15 protein-coding genes are annotated in these 18,429 nt (G+C 72.7%); 5 read left to right on the top strand and 10 right to left on the bottom strand.

Annotated features, from left to right (window positions below):
* Positions 1–32: 32 nt before the first annotated feature.
* Positions 33–848, bottom strand: a complete 816-nt coding sequence (locus IMZ35_RS28610; RefSeq protein WP_199444324.1) for an SRPBCC family protein — start codon at positions 846–848, stop codon at positions 33–35.
* Positions 849–1,012: 164 nt separating this feature from the next.
* Positions 1,013–2,179: a nucleotide disphospho-sugar-binding domain-containing protein gene (locus IMZ35_RS28605; RefSeq protein WP_199444323.1), complete on the bottom strand. Its 1,167-nt coding sequence runs from the start codon at positions 2,177–2,179 to the stop codon at positions 1,013–1,015.
* A 78-nt stretch (positions 2,180–2,257) separates the two neighbouring features.
* Between IMZ35_RS28605 and IMZ35_RS28600 the strand changes: the two genes are divergently transcribed.
* Entirely contained in the window at positions 2,258–2,974 is a 717-nt protein-coding gene (locus IMZ35_RS28600) for a class I SAM-dependent DNA methyltransferase (protein ID WP_199444322.1), read from the top strand.
* Positions 2,975–3,092: 118 nt separating this feature from the next.
* On the opposite strand, the gene IMZ35_RS28595 is transcribed toward IMZ35_RS28600, so the two are convergent.
* A complete protein-coding gene (locus tag IMZ35_RS28595) occupies positions 3,093–3,953 on the bottom strand; it encodes a class I SAM-dependent methyltransferase (protein WP_199444321.1) in 861 nt (286 codons plus the stop codon).
* 92 nt (positions 3,954–4,045) lie between these two features.
* On the opposite strand from IMZ35_RS28595, the gene IMZ35_RS28590 reads away from it, so the two are divergent.
* Positions 4,046–5,023: a Gfo/Idh/MocA family protein gene (locus IMZ35_RS28590; protein WP_199444320.1), complete on the top strand. Its 978-nt coding sequence runs from the start codon at positions 4,046–4,048 to the stop codon at positions 5,021–5,023.
* Positions 5,020–6,336 (top strand): lipopolysaccharide biosynthesis protein RfbH, encoded by a 1,317-nt coding sequence (gene rfbH / locus IMZ35_RS28585; RefSeq protein WP_199444319.1) that lies wholly within the window; start codon positions 5,020–5,022, stop codon positions 6,334–6,336. The genes IMZ35_RS28590 and rfbH overlap by 4 nt, the downstream gene beginning before the upstream one ends.
* Here rfbH and IMZ35_RS28580 read toward each other — a convergent pair.
* The 4 genes from IMZ35_RS28580 to IMZ35_RS28565 all read right to left on the bottom strand — a co-directional run bounded on the left by IMZ35_RS28580 (position 6,291) and on the right by IMZ35_RS28565 (position 10,432).
* Positions 6,291–7,184 (bottom strand): aminodeoxychorismate lyase, encoded by an 894-nt coding sequence (locus IMZ35_RS28580; RefSeq protein WP_199444318.1) that lies wholly within the window; start codon positions 7,182–7,184, stop codon positions 6,291–6,293. The two genes, rfbH and IMZ35_RS28580, sit on opposite strands and share 46 nt — an antisense overlap.
* A complete protein-coding gene (locus tag IMZ35_RS28575) occupies positions 7,181–8,020 on the bottom strand; it encodes an ABC transporter permease (protein WP_199444317.1) in 840 nt (279 codons plus the stop codon). The genes IMZ35_RS28580 and IMZ35_RS28575 overlap by 4 nt, the downstream gene beginning before the upstream one ends.
* The gene (locus IMZ35_RS28570; protein ID WP_199444342.1) at positions 8,017–8,988 is read right to left on the bottom strand and encodes an ATP-binding cassette domain-containing protein; all 972 of its coding nucleotides are present in this window, start codon (positions 8,986–8,988) and stop codon (positions 8,017–8,019) included. The genes IMZ35_RS28575 and IMZ35_RS28570 overlap by 4 nt, the downstream gene beginning before the upstream one ends.
* A gap of 289 nt (positions 8,989–9,277) precedes the next feature.
* Positions 9,278–10,432 (bottom strand): DegT/DnrJ/EryC1/StrS aminotransferase family protein, encoded by a 1,155-nt coding sequence (locus IMZ35_RS28565; protein WP_199444316.1) that lies wholly within the window; start codon positions 10,430–10,432, stop codon positions 9,278–9,280.
* Between the two features lie 74 nt (positions 10,433–10,506).
* Between IMZ35_RS28565 and IMZ35_RS28560 the strand changes: the two genes are divergently transcribed.
* Complete coding sequence (locus IMZ35_RS28560; RefSeq protein WP_199444315.1) at positions 10,507–11,646, top strand: nucleotide disphospho-sugar-binding domain-containing protein; 1,140 nt, start codon at positions 10,507–10,509, stop codon at positions 11,644–11,646.
* 114 nt (positions 11,647–11,760) lie between these two features.
* Here the strand turns inward: IMZ35_RS28560 and IMZ35_RS28555 are convergent, their stop codons facing one another.
* Complete coding sequence (locus tag IMZ35_RS28555; RefSeq protein ID WP_199444314.1) at positions 11,761–13,482, bottom strand: ABC transporter substrate-binding protein; 1,722 nt, start codon at positions 13,480–13,482, stop codon at positions 11,761–11,763.
* A gap of 200 nt (positions 13,483–13,682) precedes the next feature.
* Between IMZ35_RS28555 and IMZ35_RS28550 the strand changes: the two genes are divergently transcribed.
* Complete coding sequence (locus tag IMZ35_RS28550; protein ID WP_199444313.1) at positions 13,683–15,068, top strand: aminotransferase class V-fold PLP-dependent enzyme; 1,386 nt, start codon at positions 13,683–13,685, stop codon at positions 15,066–15,068.
* 87 nt (positions 15,069–15,155) lie between these two features.
* Here IMZ35_RS28550 and IMZ35_RS28545 read toward each other — a convergent pair whose 3' ends face one another.
* Both IMZ35_RS28545 and IMZ35_RS28540 read right to left on the bottom strand, forming a co-directional pair.
* The gene (locus tag IMZ35_RS28545; protein ID WP_199444312.1) at positions 15,156–16,703 is read right to left on the bottom strand and encodes a DUF6239 family natural product biosynthesis protein; all 1,548 of its coding nucleotides are present in this window, start codon (positions 16,701–16,703) and stop codon (positions 15,156–15,158) included.
* Positions 16,703–18,406 (bottom strand): hypothetical protein, encoded by a 1,704-nt coding sequence (locus tag IMZ35_RS28540; RefSeq protein WP_199444311.1) that lies wholly within the window; start codon positions 18,404–18,406, stop codon positions 16,703–16,705. Before IMZ35_RS28540 ends, IMZ35_RS28545 begins: the two co-directional genes overlap by 1 nt.
* Positions 18,407–18,429 lie beyond the last annotated feature (23 nt).

Genomic DNA, 18,429 nt, shown 5'->3' with positions numbered 1-18,429 from the left:
CGCGAGGCGGTGCGCCCCGCGCCGGAGGAACCTCAGGCGCGCGCCTTGAACAGCTCGTCGGCCACGCCCTCGACGTGGTCGTGCCACGCGCGCAGCGCCGGGTCGCGCAGGACCTCGGAGCCGGGCTCGCCGGTCTGCACGACCGTCATGCGCGCGCCGCCGTTGCCCGGCTGGAACTCGTAGCGCACGGTGCCAGCGGGCTTGCCGTCGTTCAGCCACTCGAACTCGACCCGCTCGGACTCGGTCACGGCGGTCACCTCGGTGGCGGACAGGCCGGGGTGCGCGAACCCGGACGGCACCGCGCCACCGACGCTGACCGCGTCCGAGCCGGAGAGCTCGGCCCAGACCTCGTCGGCGGGCACGCGCAGCTGGCGCTCGTAGCGCACGGTCCACCCGGCCGCGGTGGTCTCGGCGGAGCCCTGGTCGAGACCGAACTCCTTGACCAGCCGCTCGTGCAGCGCGACGGAGTCGTTGTCGACCCGGATGTCGTCCCGGCCCTCGACGACCTGCTCCAGGGCGTCGAGGCAGTCGGTCCACCCCGAGGCGTTGCTCGCCGACGCCGGGCGGTCGTCGAAGGTGTGGGAGAAGACGAGCAGGGTTCCGCCCTCCTCCGGCGTGATCTCGAAGCGCAGGAGGTCGTCCTCCTCCCGGAAGGCGAAGACCTTCGGCGGGTCGACCTCGGTGATCACGCCCTCGAAGGTCGAGCCGTCGCCGGCGTCGAAGCCGACCTTGCCCCCCTCCCTCAGGTCCAGCTCGACGGCCGGGAAGGGGTACCACCTGCCGATGTGCTCCGGGTCGGTCAAGGCGCTCCAGACCTTCTCCGGCGGGTGGCGGAGGTGGCGCTCCATACGCAGTTGAGACCGGCCGTCGACAGTCAGCAGCGCAACGTCCTTCACCGGACCTTCTCCTTCACGTGTCGATCGGGCAGAACTGGGGTCACCCGAACATACCAGCATGAGTATATAACTTCAACAGCATGCAGGTGCGGGCTCCGCCGAACGACCCGGCGCGTTCACCGCGCCAGCGCTTCGACGCGCTCGACCAGCGACAGCGGCGCTGGCATGCCCGCCATCTCCTCCCGCACCTCCCGCGCCGCCGCGCGCGCACCCTCGTCGGACAGCAGCCGCTCGATCGCCTCGCCGTCCAACTCGTCCGGCGTCACCCACCGGCCGACCCCCCGGTCCTGCAGCAGCACGGAGTGCATGAAGTTCGGCGCCACCGCGGGCACCGCGAGCTGGGGAAGGCCGGCGTCCAGCGCGTTCAGCGTGGTGCCCGCGCCACCCTGGTGCAGGATGGCGGCGCACCCGTCGAGCAGTTCGCGCAGGGGCACCCACCCGCTCAGGCACCTGACCCCTCCCGACAGCACGCCGCCCCCGGACCCGGTCGGGTCCAGGTGCCAGGGGTCGATGCCGATCAGCACGAACTCCGCCCTCGACCGGCGGGCCAGATCGCCCAGGAGCGGCAGGAACCGCCCGAGGAACGCCTCCGCGTCCGCGTCCGGCCCGATGAGCCCCATCGATCCCAGGGTCACCGCCACCCTCGCCCGCCCCTCCGGGCGCGTGCGCAGGTCCTCGGGCACGACGCCCCCGCCGTTGTGGGGCACGTGGCGCATCGGCCACGCGCCCTCCTGCGCCTCCACCATCGACGGCGGCGCGATGTCGATGACGGCCCGCGGCACGGCGGTCAGGTCGCCGGCGGACATCCCGAGCCGGTCCAGGGTGGCGGGCACCAGCCCCGCCAACTCGTCGTAGAACCGCCCCGTGCGCAGCAGGCCGAACCCGTGCTCGACCGCCGGAACCCCGAGCGCCGCAGCGGTCACCAGTCCCGCGCCCTGCAACTGCGAGTGGACGACGAGGTCGGGCCGGAACTCCCGCGCGGCGCGCAACATCGGGTCGACGAACGTGCTCGCGACGTACCCCAGGACCGGCCAGCCCTCCTCCACGGTGCGCAGTCGCGACCACACCATCTTGCGGTGCCCCGGCGCGAGTTCCGGCATGGCCTCCGCCGAGCCGGGGTCGGCCGGTCCGAAGTCGACCACCGGGAGCCCGCCGGCCACCGCGAGGGCGGGGCCCGAGGTCGCGATCCGCACGTCGTGCCCGTTGGCGCGCAGTGCCCATGCGAGCGGAACCATCGGCAGGAGGTCCTTGGCCTGCGGTGTCGACAGGAAGAGCACCCGCATGATCACACTCCACAGCTAGGGCTTTTTTACTGGAAAAGTCTATAGTGGATATCCGAGGTCGGCAATCCGAGGAGCACCATGCGCGGTTACAGCGAGCAACACGCCGAGGTCTACGAGGACGTCCTCGTCAGCAGGGGCAAGAACTGGGCCGCGGAGGCCCAGCTGGTCACCCGGTTGATTCGCGAGGCGTGCCCGCGCGCGATCTCGCTGCTCGACGTCGCGTGCGGAACAGGAGCGCACCTGGAGGCGTTCCGGGAGGACTTCACCGACGTCGCGGGGGTCGACGCGTCGCGACCGATGCTCGACCGCGCCGCCGCCCGCCTGCCCGGCGTGCCCCTGCACCAGGGCGACATGCGCGAGTTCGAGCTCGGTCGCACCTTCGACGCGGTCACGTGCATGTTCTTCGCCGTGAGCTACATGCCCGACACCGCGGAGCTGGAGGCGGCGGTCCGCCGCATGGCGGCGCACCTCCGGCCGGGGGGCGTGCTGGTGGCGGAGCCGTGGTGGTTCCCGGAGCGGTTCATCGACGGTTACGTGGACGGTCACCTGGTGCGCGAGGAGCACCGTCTGATCTCCCGGGTCACGCGGTCGGTGCGGGACGGCGACACGACCCGGATGGAGGTCCGCATCGTCGTGGCGGAGCCGTCGGGCATCCGCGAGTTCACCGAGTACGAGATCGTGTCGCTGTTCACCCTGGACGAGTACCTGACCGCGTTCCGCGCGGCCGGGTGCGACGCGCGCTTCCTGCCCGGCGAGCCCAACCGGCGCGGGCTGCTGGTCGCCACGCGGCGGTGACCTCGCCGACGGTGCCCGGCCCCCGCGCTCGCCCCCACCGAGCCGCTGCACCCCGAACGGGTTCCGGAGCTGACCGGAGGCGCACCGGACCGGCGCGCACGAACCGATCGGGTCGCGGTCAGGACTCCGGCCTCGTCCCCGACGCCAGCAGCGCCTCGCCGGTGAGCACCACCGGCCCGTCGCCGAACTCCGCGCGCAGCGCGGCGACGCCGTCCTCGCGCAGCGCCCGCGCCCGCTCCGCCGACATGCTTCCGAGCATCGCGATCAGCGGTCCCATCGTGTGTTCGAACATGAGCCAGCACGACTCGGCGTCACCGACCTCGATCAGCGCGGTCTCGAACGACTCGACCGCCACGTCGGTGAAGCCGCCCGCGGCGAACAACTCCCTCAACCGGTCCGCGTCCGAAAGCGACACCGGACCGGGTCCGGACGGCGGGGCGTCGGGCGTCGGCACGTGCCGCGCGATCACCTGCGAGCTGATGCGGAACGCCATGCAGCGCCCCGGGTCTCCGAGCGTGGTGGCCGCCATCCGACCGCCCGGTACGAGCGCCTCGCGGACCGCGCGCAGGGCCGCGCCGGGATCGGGCATGTACTGGAGGCCGACACGGCACACGGCGACGTCGAACTCCTCCGGGGCCAGGCCGAGGTGACCCTCGTCCGGCACGACGCGGAACTCCGCGTTGGTCACGCCGTGCGCCCGCGCCCACGACCGCGCGCCCTCGATCATCTCCGGGGAGATGTCCAGCCCCAGCACGCTCCCCCCGGCGCCGACGGCGGCGGCCAGCGCGTCGGTGGGGTTGCCGATGCCGCAGGCCAGGTCCAGAGCCCGGTCACCCGGTCGCGGCGCCACCGCGTCGAGCAGCCGGCCGGTCATCGTCCCCGACGCGGCGGAGAGGTTGTCGCGGAACTGCGACCACCCCGGCGCGGAGAGGGCCCACTCCTGGCGTTGCTGCTCGCGAGCGGTGTCCGCGTCGATCATGAGCCACTCCCCGGTCTCTCGATTCTGCTAACATAAGATATAGTAAATGCTGACCTGCGTGCTACCCGACCACCAGATGCCAGGCGGTGTCGATGCCCGAAGTCCCGGACCGTCCGATCCGAATCGGAGTCCTCGGTTGCGCCCGCGTCGCGTGGCGGCGCTTCCTGCCCGCGGCGGTGCGCGTTCCCGACGTCCGGGTGGTCGCGGTGGCGAGCCGCGACGCGGGCAGGGCCGAGCGGTTCGCGCGGGAGTTCGGCTGCCTCCCGGTCACGGGTTACCGGGAACTGCTCGCACGGGACGACCTGGACGCGGTGTACGTGGCGGTGCCCACCGGTCTGCACGCCGAGTGGGCCGCCGAAGCCGTGCTGGCGGGCAAGCACGTGCTGGTCGAGAAGCCGCTGGCGACCACGTGCGCCGAGGCCGCGGCCCTGCTCGACCTGGCAGCCCGTGAGGGGCGGTGCGCGGCCGAGAACCGGATGTTCGTCCACCACCCCCAGCACGACGCCGTGCGCGAGCTGGTCGCGGACGGCGCGATCGGCGGGCTGCGCGTGTTCACCGCCGCGATGGCCGTCCCGCCGATGCCGCGCGACGACGTGCGGTACCGGGCCGCGCTCGGCGGCGGCGCGCTGCTGGACGTCGGCTACTACCCGATCCACGCGGCACTGCTACACCTGGGCTCCGGCCTGGAGGTCGTCGGCGCCGCGCTGCGCCGGGACCCCGAACTCGGCGTCGACGTGGTCGGCGACGCGCTGCTGCGCGACCGCGACGGCGTGTCGGCGCACCTGGTGTTCGGCTTCGAGCACCACTACCGCTCCCACTACGAGCTGTGGGGCACCGCGGGGCGGATCGCCCTGGACCACGCGTTCACCCCGCCCCCGGAGCGACGGCCGGTCGTTCGCGTCGAGCGGCCCGACCGGACCGACGAGCTGCGCCTGCCCGCGGCCGACCAGTTCCGGGAGTCGATCGGGGGTTTCGTCCGGGCGGTCCGCGAGGGCGGAGTCGGCTCCGGCGTCCTCGCCACGACGCTGCGCGGCTTGGAGCTCGTGGACACGGTGAGGGAGGCGGCATGACCGAGGAGTCCACCGAGACGAGACAGCGCGTCCTGGAACTCGTCCGCGACTACGACAAGCAGATCGCGCCCGACGGCACGTTCCGACCCGGTGTCACGCCCGTGCTCACCTCCGGTGCGGTGCTGACCGCCGAGGACCGCGTCGCGCTGGTCGAGGCCGCGCTGGAGTTCAGGATCGCAGCGGGTGTCACGACCCGCCGGTTCGAACGGGCCTTCGCCCGTGAACTGGGCGTCCGCAAGGCCCACCTGACCAACTCGGGGTCCTCGGCCAACCTGCTCGCGGTCACCGCCCTGACGTCGCCGAGTCTCGGGGACGACGCGCTGCGGCCCGGCGACGAGGTGATCACGGTCGCCGCCGGCTTCCCCACCACGGTCAACCCGATCCTGCAGAACGGCCTGGTGCCGGTCTTCGTCGACGTCGACCTCGCCACCTACAACACCACCCCCGACCGGGTGGCGGCGGCGATCGGGCCCCGCACCAGGGCGATCGTGGTGGCGCACACCCTGGGCAACCCGTTCGCCGTCGAGGAGGTCGCGGACCTCGCCCGTGAGCACGGGCTGTACCTGGTGGAGGACAACTGCGACGCGCTCGGCTCCCTCCACCGGGGCAAGCCGACCGGCGGCTTCGGCGACCTCAGCACCGCGAGCTTCTACCCCGCGCACCACATCACCGCGGGCGAGGGCGGCTGCGTGACGATGAACAGCCTGGTCCTGGCCCAGGTCGTGGAGTCGCTGCGCGACTGGGGCCGCGACTGCTGGTGCGAGCCGGGCGAGGACGACGCGTGCCACAGGCGCTTCGGCTTCCGGCTGGGCGACCTGCCGCCGGGCTACGACCACAAGTACACCTTCTCGCAGGTCGGCTACAACCTGAAGAGCACCGACCTGCAGGCCGCGCTCGCGCTCAACCAGCTCGGCCGGCTCGGCGAGTTCACCGCGGCGCGGCGGGAGAACTGGCGTCGGCTGCGCGAGGGCCTGGACGGCGTGCCGTGGCTGCTGCTGCCCTCGGCCACGCCCGACAGCGAGCCGAGCTGGTTCGGGTTCGCCGTCACGCTGACCGCGGACGCGCCGTTCAGCAGGCACGACCTGGTGCGGTTCCTGGAGTCGCGGCGCATCGCCACCCGGATGCTGTTCGCGGGCAACCTGGTCCGGCAGCCCGCGTACTCGGGGCGGTCGTTCCGCGTGGTGGGCGAGCTGACCAACTCGGACGTGGTGACCGAGCGGAGCTTCTGGATCGGCGTCTACCCCGGCATCACCGCCGAGATGGTCGACTACGTGGTGGCTTCGTTCCGCGACTGGTGGGCCCGCTTCCGGTAGCGGTCGTCCAGCAGCCGCAGCAGCGAGGCCGCGAGTGGCGCGGAGTCGCGCAGCGGCCGGCCGTCGAGGGTGTGCACCCTGGTGACCTTGTGGCCCGCGGAGGTGAGGAACACGCCGTCCGCCGCGAACAGGTCCTCCAGCGCCATCGATCCCTCCTCCACCCGCCACCCGGCGGCCTCGGCCGCCTCGAACAGGGCGCGTTGCGTGGTGCCGGGCAGCACGCCGAGGCTCGGCGAGGTGGTCCGCAGGGTGCCACCCGCCGCGACGACGAGGGAGGACGTCGGTCCTTCGAGGACGGTGCCGTCGGGTGCGGTGAAGATCGCGTCGTCGGCGCCGAGCTCCTCGACGTGCCGCACGGCGGCCATGTTCACCGCGTAGGACAGCGACTTCACGCCGAGCAGCAGCCACGGGGCGTGGTCCGCCGGGCCGAGGGGCACACCGCGGTCGAGCGACAGCGCCGACACCCCGGTCTCCCGCAGCTGCCTGCGACGGGGCGACACGGGCAGCCCGAAGGCGAAGCCCGTGGTGGCGGAGCCGTCGGCCGCCGTGCCCCGCGAGTAGACCAGCGTGAGCGACAGCTCGTCGGCCCGGCCCCACCCGGCCACCGCCGCGGCGACGCAGCGCCGCCACGCGGCCGGGTCGGGCTCCGGCAGGCCGAGCGACCGGGCGGAGCGGGCCAGCCGGTCGAGATGAGCGTCCAACTCCCTGGCGACGGCGTGCTCGACCAGGACGGTCTCGAACACGCCGTCGCCGCGCATCAGCCCGAGGTCGCCCGCCCGGACGAGCGGTGCGCCGGGGTCGGCCAGGGTGCCGTCGAGCAGCGCCAGCACCCGCGACTGTCCGGTCATCGCAAGCTCTTGGCCCGGAACAGGTACATCGACAGCGGAGCGAAGACCACCAGCAACGCCCCGCAGGCGACGAGCGCCCAGGTGAGCTGCTCGCCGGTCAACGTCCCGCCGGTGAGGCCGCGCACCGCGGTCACCGCGTGGGTGATCGGGTTGACGTTGACGACCACCTGCAGCCATCCCGGCATGGTCTCCGGTTGCACGAACACGTTGCTGGCGAACACCAGCGGGAACAGCACCACGGAGCTGAGCTGGTTCACCGACTCGGGCGATTTGAGCACCAGGCCCGCCGCGTTCCACATCCAGCCGAGGCAGAACGCGAAGAGCTGCAGGAACAGGATCGTGCCGAGCACGCCGAGCACACCGCCGCCGGGCCGGAAGCCCAGCAGCAGGCCCAGGGCCGTCACCACGACCAGGGCGATCGTGTAGCGCAGGGCGTCGCCGAGCAGCGCGCCCACGAGGATGCCCGGACGCCAGATCGACAGGCTGCGGAACCGGTCGAAGATGCCCTTGGTGATGTCGGTGTTGAGCGAGATGCCCGTGTACATGTTGATCATGATGACGGTCATCACCAGGATGCCCGGCATGAGGAACTGGAGGTAGTCGCCCGTGGAGCCGGCCAGCGCACCGCCGAAGAGGTAGGTGAACACCAGGGTGAACATGATCGGGAGGATGAACGACGAGTAGATCTGGTCCGGGTCGTGCTTGATCTTCAGCATCGCCCGCCAGGTGAACGTCCACGTCGTCGCCAGCGGTCCGGGCCGCTTGGGCCGGGTGCGCGAGGTCAGCGCCGCCGGGACGGACCGGGCGACGTCGCTCGTGGGGGTCGTCGTGCTCATGCCGCGCTCTCCTCACCCTTCTCGTCCACGTCCGCCGGATGCCCGGTGAGCGCGAAGAACACCTCGTCCAGACTGGGTTCGTCCAGGCGGTAGCCGGTGACGCCGATGCCGGCGCGGCTCAGCTCCACCAGCGCCGAGCCGACCCGCTCCAGGTCGGACGACGCCACGGACAGGGCGTTCGGCTCCGCGCCCGGCTTCACCTCGCCGCCGATGACCCCGGACAGGACGCGCTCGGCCTCCTGCCGCCGCTCCGGGTCGGAGAGCCGGACGTGCACCGTCCCGGAGCCGACGGACCGCTTCAGATCACCGGACGTGCCCTCGGCGACGATCCGGCCGCGGTCGATGACCGCGACGCGGTCGGCGAGGCGATCGGCCTCCTCCAGGTACTGCGTGGTCAGCAGCACCGTCGTGCCCGCCGCGACGAGCGCGCGGATCACGTCCCACACCTGGTTGCGCGCGCGCGGGTCCAACCCGGTGGTCGGCTCGTCCAGGAACAGCAGGTCGGGCGTCACGACGACGCTGGCGGCGATGTCGAGCCGCCGCCTCATGCCGCCCGAGTAGTCCTTGACCTGCTTGCCCGCGGCCTCGGTCAGCCCGAAGACGTCGAGCAGCTCGTCGGCGCGCGCGGCGGCCTGCGTCTTCGAGAAGCCGAGCAGCCTGCCGAGCAGGATCAGGTTCTCGGCGCCGGTCAACTGCTCGTCCACCGACGCGTACTGGCCGGTCAGGCTCATCCGGGCGCGGATCTCGTCGGGCTCGCGCACCAGGTCGTGGCCCAGCACGCGGGCGGTTCCCGCGTCGGGCCGGACCAGCGTCGCGAGCATCCGGATGGTCGTGGTCTTGCCCGCGCCGTTGGGCCCGAGGAAGCCGTACACACCGCCGGCGGGCACCACCAGGTCCACGCCGTCCACAGCTCTGGTCTCCCCGAAGACCTTGACCAAGCCCGAGGTCTCGATGGCCGGTTCCACCACGGTCACGGGTCCCACCTCCCCACTGTCCGGAACACGTCGGTCACCGACGGGAACATAGCTCATTGGTTATGTGACGTTCAAGGTATGTACGCGGGTTCAGAAGGTTTAACTTCACGTGGCGTATCGGCATGCGTCGTCCGGACAGGAGCGGTGGCCCGGCGAGAGCGCCCAGCAGCTCATCGCGCTCGACCCGACGACCGGCCCACTTCCGCGGTCACCGCGACCACGGTCGAGCGGGCCGCTGGCGTCGTCGGCGCCGTGCCGGACGCCGCCGTGCCGGGACACCCGGTCACCGGGTGAGCACGGCCGCGGCGCGGCTGGCCAGGCTCGCCCTCAGCTCGCGCACGACCAGGTCCACGTCGTCGTCGGACAGGGACTGGTGCAGCGGGAGGTTCAGCGTCCGCGCCGCCGCGCGGTCCGCGCCGGGCAGCACCGCGTCCGACCCGTACAGCGGCACGTGGTGCAGCGGCGGGTAGCGGAAGGTCGTGTAGACACCGGCGCGGTACAGGTCCTCGGCCACGTCGTCGCGGACGCGGGGGTCGAGCTGCACCCAGTAGAAGTAGTGGGAGGTGCGGTGCCCCCGAGGCAGCGGCGGCGGCCGCTGCACGCCCGGCACGCCAGCCAACCCGGCGTCGTAGCGGGCCACGACCTCCGCGCGGCGGGCCAGGAAGCCGGGCAGCCGCCGCAGCTGCACCGACCCGATCGCGGCCAGCACGTCGTTCATCACCGAGCGGCGGGAGAACGACGACACCTCGATCTCCCACCACCTGCGAGCCGACCGCGCGGCCCGCAGGTGGCCGGTGGACTCGGCCAGGCCCAAGCAGGCGAGCCGGGCCGCGCGGCTCACCGACTCGGGGTCGCGGGCGTAGAGCATCCCGCCGTCCACGGCCACGGCGATCTTGCCGTGGTCGAAGCTCCACACGCCGAAGTCTCCGAACACGCCGCAGGCCCGCCCGTCCACCGCCGACGCGACGGCGTTCGCGGCGTCCTCGATCAGGAGCACGCCGCGCTCCGCGCACAGTCGCGCGATCTCCGCGACCTCGCCGGGGCAGCCGCCGTAGTGCAGCACCAGCACGGCCCGCGTGGCGGGGGTGAGCGCGCGTTCGACATCGGCGGCGGTGGGGTTGAGGGTGCGCGGGTCGACGTCGCAGAACACCGGCCGGGCACCGTGGGCGGCGACGGCGTTGGCCGCGCCGACGAAGCTGACGGTCGGAACCACCACCTCGGAGCCGGGGCCGACCCCGGCGAGGCTCATCGCGATGAAGGTGGCCTCGGTGCAGGAGTTCACCGATGTCACGTGCTCCCGCCCGACCCCCACGTGAGCGGCGAAGGCGGTCTCGAACTCGTCGACCCGCCGTCCCCTGCCGACCCACCCGGTGGCGAAGACCTCGCGCACGGCGTCGAGCTCCTCCTCACCCAGCGACGGCTGGAAGACGTTGATCACGAACCACCTCCGGTGTGGTTGAATAACCAATAGTAATCTAACTGGCCGATCGTCACATGGAAAGGACCGGTCACATGCGCGTCCTGTTCTGCTCGACCGACGGCGTGAGCCACCTGTTCCCACTGGTCCCCCTGGCGTGGGCGATGCGCGCCGCGGGCCACGAGGTGCTGGTGACGTTCGCCGAGCAGACCGACCAGGCGGTCGCGTCGGGGCTGCACGTGGTCGACGCCGCTCCCGGCTTCGACGGCATGGCGATATTCGACAAGACGCTGGAGGACAACCCCGAGTTCGCCCGGATGTGGTGGAGCGAGACCCTGGGCGACGACCCGTCCCGGTTCGCCCTGATGCCCGCCGAGCTGAACCGGCCGTTCTTCGAACGCACCTTCGCGCTGGTCGAGCAGTGGCGTCCGGACCTCGTCGTGTACGAGCAGACGGCCGCGTACGGGCTGATCGTGGCCGCCAAGCTCGGCGTGCCCGCGGTCCAGCGCAACCTGGGCATCGTGCGCACCGGGAACCTGCACCGGGCCATCGCCGACCTGCTCCCGGACGTGTTCGAGCGGTACGGCGTGCCGGGGTTCGTGCCGCCCGCGCTGGTGCTGGAGACCGTGCCGCCGAGCATGTTCCCGTTCGACCGGCCCGAGGGCGAGTTCGTGCGCGACGTGGTGTTCACCGGTGGCGCGGTGCTCGGCGACCGACTGCCCGAGCGGGGAGACCGGCCGCGGATCGCCATCACCCTGGGCACGAACCGGCCCGGCACCGACGGCCTCGGTCCGCTCAAGGGACTGCTCGCCTCCTCCTCGTCGGTGGACGCCGAGTTCGTGCTGGCACTCGGGGAGACCGACCTGACCCCGCTCGGCGACCTGCCCGCCAACGTCCGCTCGGTCGGCTGGACGCCGCTGGAGGCGTTGTTCCGGACCTGCGACGGCGTGGTGCACCACGGTGGTGGCACCACCACGATGGCCGCCGTCGACGCGGGGCTCCCCCAGGTGGTGGGCGTGAACCCGCTGTACCCCGGCAACGAGACGCTGGCGCCCGCGGTGCGCAAGGCGGGCATCGGCATCGTCACCGACGAGACCGCCGTCGACGGCGAGGTGCTGAACCGGATGCTGACCGACGAGTCGCTGCGCGTCAACACCGTCGCGGTCCAGCGGGAACTGGCGTCCCTGCCGGGTCCGGCGGAGCTGGTCGCCCGCTTGGAGGAGCTGACCCGCTGAGGACGTCTCCCACCGGCACCGCCGCCCGGCACCGGAGCACGCCGGGCGGCGGTCGCGCCACCACCGGTCGTCGGAGCGGGTGGTGGCGCGACCGCCGCGGTGTCCGGACCGGCCTCAGTCCTCCGGCGGGTCCAGCCAGATGTTGGTCATGTCGAAGAACTCGATCTGCGGCACGTGCACGGCGTTGCGCACGCGCTTGCCGTGGTACCGCGAGGTCATCGCGGCGAAGTTGAGGATCGGCACGATCGGCAGGTCCTTCATCACCTCGACGTCGACCTGGTGCCACAACTCCTCGACCTTGACCGGATCGGCCTCCTGGAGCGCCTGCTCGATCAGCGCGTCCACGACGGGGCTGCTGTAGCCACCGTAGTTGGTCGTGCCCGGCGCGTCGTTGGTCTGGAACAGCGGCTGCACGATCACGCGACCGTTGTTGCCGAACCAGTCGGGCGTGAAGCCCGGTTCGGCGATGTCCCAGTCGCCGCGACGGCCCGCCTCCGCGTCCGACAGCGCCGAACCGTAGTACTGGGCCTGGCTGAACTTCCGCCACTCCAGCGTGATGCCGATCTTGGCCAGGTCGGAGGCCACCGACTCCATCACCTTGCGGTGGATGCCGATGTCGCGCACGGCGGCGACGAGGGTGAGCCCGTCGCCGTAGCCGGCGGCGAGCAGGTGCTCCCGCGCCTTGGCGCTGTCACCGCGGTCGCCGGGCGTGGGGTAGGGGTTGAAGTCGCGGTGACCGATGCTGCCGACCGGGATGACCGAGTGCAGCGGTGTGTTCGGCGCGTCCAGGACGTCGAGCAGCTCGCCGATGGCCACCTTGTCGATCGCGTAGGCGATGGCCTTGCGCACGTCCGGGTTGCTCGTCGCGGAGTTCTGGTTGGGGCTGCGCAGGTTGAACACCAGGTACGGGTTGAGCGCGAAACCGGGGTAGCTGCGCGGCGCGGCGTCCTGCCCGGCCTTCGGACGTGCCCACGACACGGCGGTGTAGGACCAGGCGAGGTCGATCTCGCCGCGGTCCATCTTCTGCTGCGTGACGGCCACCGGTTCGTTGCCCACGGTGATGTCGATCCGGTCGACGTACTGGTTGCGGATCGGGTCGGTGTCCTTGTCCCACTGCGGGTTGCGCTCCATGACGATCTTCAGCCCGTCGTCGCCGTACTCGGTGAGCCGGTAGGGCGCGCAGGAGAGCGTGTTGCGGCGGAACTCCACGCTGTCGGGCACGTGGGCGTCGTACTCCGCGGGCGCGGGCGTGGTGAACCCGGTGGCCAGGATGTTCAGGAAGTCGTTGGCGAGTTCGTTGAGCCGGAACACCACCGTCTTGTCGTCCGGCGCGGACAGGCCCTCGATGTCGTGGGTGTTCTGGAACTCGGCCATCGCCGCCGGGGTCGGCTCGCGGTCGGCGAACGCGGCGCGGTAGGCGTCGCAGTACTCGCGGAAGCCGACGATCGTGCTGGTGAAGTAGTGCAGCGCGCCGGCGCCCGCGACCGGGTTCGGCAGGCGCTTGAGGCCGCGGACCACGTCGTGCGACGTCACCTCGCGCGGTGGCGTCGAGTTCCACCGGACGCCGCTGCGCAGCCGGATGGTGTAGGTCTTCCGGTCGGCGCTGATCCCGCCGTTCTCCTCGGTCGGGAGCTCGGCGGCGAGGTCCGGCACCGGGGTGAACGCCGCCGCCGGGTCGGACAGGTCGGCGGACGCCGGGTAGGCGAAGAGCTGCCTGGACAGCGCGCGCAGGATCTGCGCCGAGGTGGCGTAGTAGGCGCTCGCCGTGTCGATGTGGTCGACCCCGCCGGGGCCCACGAGTCGCAAGGTCCCGCCGTAACGGGGTGTGCTGGACATCCTCTGTCGACCTCCTCCAGCCGCGTGGCGATCAGAGTGCGGAGCCTGGCCCCGTGAGGCCGACTGTAGTGGAAGCGCCCTCCAATGCGCTATATGATAGTGAAGTTACTTCATGGAGATACTGGACTTTTGGCGTTTTGAGTACCTCATGTGACAGTGGATGTTGGGCGGGGCGACCCGGCCGAAGAGAGGGGAGTCCCGTGGAGACCACCGCGCACGACACCGAGTCGGCCGTCGTCCGGATGGCTCGCGCCACCACGGTGGCGCAGTCGACGAAGACCGTCCTGCCCGCGTCACTGCTGGAGAGCATCCCGTCGGGCCCGCTGGAGGACCGGGCGAACTGGGAACGCGTCCGAGCGCTGTTCACCATCGACCCCGAGATGGTCCACCTCAACGTCGGCACCATCGGCTCGGTGCCCCGGCCCGTGCTCGACCTGCTGCGCGCTACCGACGTCGACTTCGCACGCAGGCCCAGAGACCCGTACCCGCCGACCACGTTCGCCGAGGCGCGCGCCGCGCTCGCCGCCCGCTACGGGTGCGACCCCGACGAGCTGGCGATCGTGCAGGGCGCGGCCGACGGCAACGCGCGCATCCTCAACGGCCTGGACCTGGGAGAGGGTGACGAGGTCGTCACCACCACCCACGAGTGCTACACCGCTCAGGCTCCGCTGAACATCCTGCACAACCGGCGCGGCGTGGTGGTCAAGAAGCTCACTCCCCGCCTCGGACCCGACCAGTCGGCCGAGGAGATCGTGCAGATGTTCGCCGACGCCATCACGCCCCGCACGAAGGTGCTCCAGTGGGCGGGCGTCACGTTCACCGTCGGCACCACCATGCCCACCCGGATGCTGGCCGAGCTGGCCCACGAACACGGTCTGATCAGCATGGTGGACGGCGCTCACCTGCCCGGCCAGTTCGACTTCGACCTGCACGAGTTGGGCGTGGACTTCCTCAGCGGGTCCGGTGCCAAGTACCAGTGCGGCCCGATGGGCACGGGCATCCTCTACGCCCGCAACAAGGTGCTGCCCGAGCACAACCCCCTGCCGCTGCCGGAGTTCTGGCCCGTGATCACCCTGTGGTACCCGATCGAGGGCCAGCTGCCGCCGCGCACCACGGGCCGTGAGCAGACCTACGACATCGGCACCTACGTGCAGAAGACCGGGTCGGCCGACCTGTCGCGCGGGCCCGCGCTGCAGGCGGTGACGGAGATCTGGGAGCGGATCGGTCGCGCGAACGTCCAGCGGTACGTCTGGGGGCTGTGCTCGTACCTCAAGGAGCGCATCGTGGACCACTGGGGCCGGGACTCCCTGTTCAGCCCGCTGGACGACGAACGGCTGCACAGCGGCATGGTGGCGTTCCAGCCGTTCGCCGACTCCGCGCACGCCGCGGACGTGGCGAAGTTCTTCGAGTTCGAGAACCGGATGGAGGAGCAGCACGGGGTGAACCTGCGCTTCACGTTCTTCCCGGTCCGCGACGCCGACGGCGAGCGGTTCGCGGTTCGCCTGGCGCCGCACCTGTACAACTCCGCGGACGAGCTCGACCACGCCGTGGACGCGATGATCAGGGTGTGCGCGGAACTGTCCTGATCGGACCGGGTGCCCCGGCCGGCGTCGTGGCCGCGGGTCCGGTGGGACCGGAGCGGTCGCCGCACCCGGCGCCTGCTCCGGTCCCGCTCACGTCCCGTCGAGCGGCCCCGAGACCGGCGTGACCGCGCCGCCGGGGAACCACGTCGCACCGCCGTGCGCGTGGCCGGTGGTACTGAGCTGCACGGTGACCGAGGAGGCGGCGTACAGCCGCGCCGGCCGGTCGTCGGGCGCACCCCGCCACGCCGCGTAGCCCGCGGCCGAGGCGGTCGCGTCGGGCGCGCCCGCCCGCAGTGCGGCCACGTACCGCAGCGGCTCGGGCTCCTGCGGGCCGGTCCGCAGCGGGACGAGCTGGCCCGCCGGGATGGTCAGCAGCGGCGCGGTGAGCAACCACGGGGCGACGTAGCTGCCCCCTCCGGGCAGCTCGCCCGTCGCGACCGCTCGCAGCGCCCGCTCCGCGCCCGCCCAGCCGGCGACGACCAGCACGGGACCGGTGGAGGCGGGCTCGGACGCCGGCCACCGGGTCACAGCCGTCCCGCGCAGGCGCGCGGCGTCCAGCACCACCTCGGCGGCGGCCACCGAGCGCGGCGAGTCGTCGGCGACCAGCGTGACGCCCCGGTTTCCCCGCCCGGCCACGAACGCCACGACCGCGCGCAGCGCGTCGGCGTCGGCCGGGTCGAGGTGGTCGGCCGGGCAGCTCTCCAGCGAGGCCACCCGCCCCGCCACCAGCGCGCCGACAGCCGCGCCGGCGCACTCGGGACCGTCGGGCGAGGTCAGGTCGGGGCCGACGGTCGTACCCGTGTCCACGGGCACGGCGGAGAGCTCGCCTCCCCTCCGCAGCAACAGGGTGCTGCGCCCCTCGGGCAGCTCGACCAGCGCCCAGGCACCGCCCGCACCCGGTCTCGGTGCCGCGGGGACCAGCCGTGCCGGGTCGACGCCGACCTCCGTTCCGGCCTCGGCGACCTGGACCAGGTTCCAGCCGGGCCGCTGGGGCGCGACGAGGACCCGGCCCGCCGCACCGCCCAGAGCGACGTCCCGCACCTGCGGCACGCCCGCCACCGGCCGCCAGGGCTCCACCGCCGTCAGCTGCGCGGTCCCGGCCAGCACCGCCAGCGCCACCGCCACCGCCACCGCGTGCGCGGCCGGGGCGCGTCGCACCGGCGCGACGGCGAACCACGCCAACGCGGCGACGCCGGTGAGCAGGGCGGCCTGCACGAGCGCCACCCGCTCCCCCGCCGTCGCCACCGGGACCCGGCCGAGTTGCCCGAGGGCCAGGACGGTCGCGAAGCCCGCCACCAGCGGGGCGGTCCGCAGCCGGCGCGGCGCCGCGACCACCGCGACCACCGCGGCCACCGCGAGCGCCAGCGGCACGACGACCGCCCCGACACCGTCCAGCGGCCGGGGTGAGACAGCGGTCAGCAGCGCCTCGCCCGCCACCACGACCACCGCACCACCCGCCGCGACCACGCGGACGACCCGACCGGACGGCACGACGGACCGCAGCAGCACCGTCCCGACGAGCACGACCAGCGCGCCGAGCACCGGCACCCGGACCGCGGTGGCCCAGGCGCTCCCGTCGACCTGCGCCACGTCGTGCCCGTGCTGGCCGAGAGCGGCGCCGGCCACGGCGAACCACATCACCGCACGTCCCGGTCCGCCACCGCGAACAGCACGCCGTGCGGTCGGGCGGGGCCGCGGGCGCCGTGGGGCCAGCGGGTGCGGTCGAAGTCGACGCACGGCCGGCTCTGCCCCCGGTCGCGGAAGGTCCGGTCGAGCGCCAGGTCACCGCGCGGGCCCACGTTCACCAGACACACCCGGTGATCGCCGTCGAGACCGGTGGGCGCGGCGAAGTAGTTCGACACCGCCAGGCGGCGGATGCGGTCCGTCTCGTGGTAGTAGCCGTCGCGACCCAGCTCGAAGTTGTCCATCGCGCCCCAGTGCGGGCCGCCGGTGGTCGGGTCCTGGACCGGGACGACGCCGGCCAGGGCGGGGCAGTCCGGTTCCGCGCCGCCCGCCGCGACCTCCGCGAGGGTGTCCACGGCGCACTGCGGGTCGCCGCCGGAACGCAGCAGCTCCCGGATGTCCAGGGCGTAGACCAGACCGGTCTCCGCGTGCGCCGACCCCGGCCCGCCGCGCAGCACGACGTGGAACAGGAACCGGTCGTCCGGGCTGGTCTGGAGCCACGCGCCCGCGCTGCCGCCGCTGCGGGGCGGGTCGTGGGGGAAGACCGCCCCGAACGCCGCCGCGTCGTCGAACACCTGCCGCCACCGCGGTTCGGCGGCGGTGATGTCCGGGGTGTAGTAGATCGCCCCGTTCATCGTGCTCGCGAAAGCGCCCCGGTGCTCGGGCCGGTTGGTCACGGTGGTCTCCATGACCGGCCGCGGCTCCTCCTCCGCCGGCTCGGCTTCCACGCGCGGGCCGTCGGGCATCTTGGACACCGACAGCAGTTCGGGCGCGTCGAGGTCGCTGATGTCGAAGATGCGCACGGTGTCGCGGGCGACGTTCGCGCCCGGCGGCACGTTGGGCGCGATGAGGTGCCGCACCTCGAAGAAGTCGCTGGTCACCATCCTGCCGAGGTCCTCGCGGACCTGGATGCCGTGCGGATTGGCACACGTGGCCAGCGGCAGGGCCGGCACGTTCAGGCAGGACGCGGGGTCCTCCCCCGCCGCGGTGGCGGCGGGCGCCTCGGCCAGGGTGCGACCGTCGGGCGCGAGGCGCACGACCTCGCCCGGCGAGCCGGCGAAGCCGTTGCCGACGCGGGTCTCGCCGTTGCTGTACGTGCACGGTCCGGACACGTTCGGGCCGCCCATGTACGACCCGTAGGCGGTGCCGTCGCGCAGCACCCAGAAGGCGTCGGGCACCGAGCCGCAGGGTGTGTCGGCGGGGAGGTTGACGCCCGCCAGCCGCACCTCGGGCAGTCGGCTCACGTCGAGCACGAACACGGTGTCCGACATCAGACCGCCCGCGTACACGCGCTGCCCCTTGTGCCACAGGTACTGCACGTGGTGCGGCTCGTTGCCGGTCAGGCCGTCGACGGTGGCGGTGTTCACCACCGCGCCCCGGGTGCGGGACCCCTCGGTCGCGTCGAGCACGGCCACGAAGTCCGGACCGGTGGCGTCGGCGGCGCCGGCCCAGACCAGCAGCCACTCGCGGCGCGGCTCGCCCCGCACGCGCGCCTCGGCGGTCAGGTGGTTGGTGACGGAGTACTGGCGCCCGTCGGAGCCGCGCACGGACGAGGTGGTCGTGGTGGCCTGCCCCACCGCCGACGGGCCGGTCACGGCCACCGCGGTGCCGGTCAGGAGGACGATCAGCAGGGTCAGGGCACGCCTGGCGGTGGACATCGTCGAGTCCTCTCGAGCCGGAG

Source organism: Umezawaea beigongshangensis (genome assembly GCF_016464305.1).
In the GTDB taxonomy this organism is placed as follows: Bacteria; Actinomycetota; Actinomycetes; order Mycobacteriales; family Pseudonocardiaceae; genus Umezawaea_A; species Umezawaea_A beigongshangensis.
The sequence above is the reverse complement of the archived record's forward strand: the minus strand, read 5'-3'. Positions and strand labels throughout refer to the sequence as shown.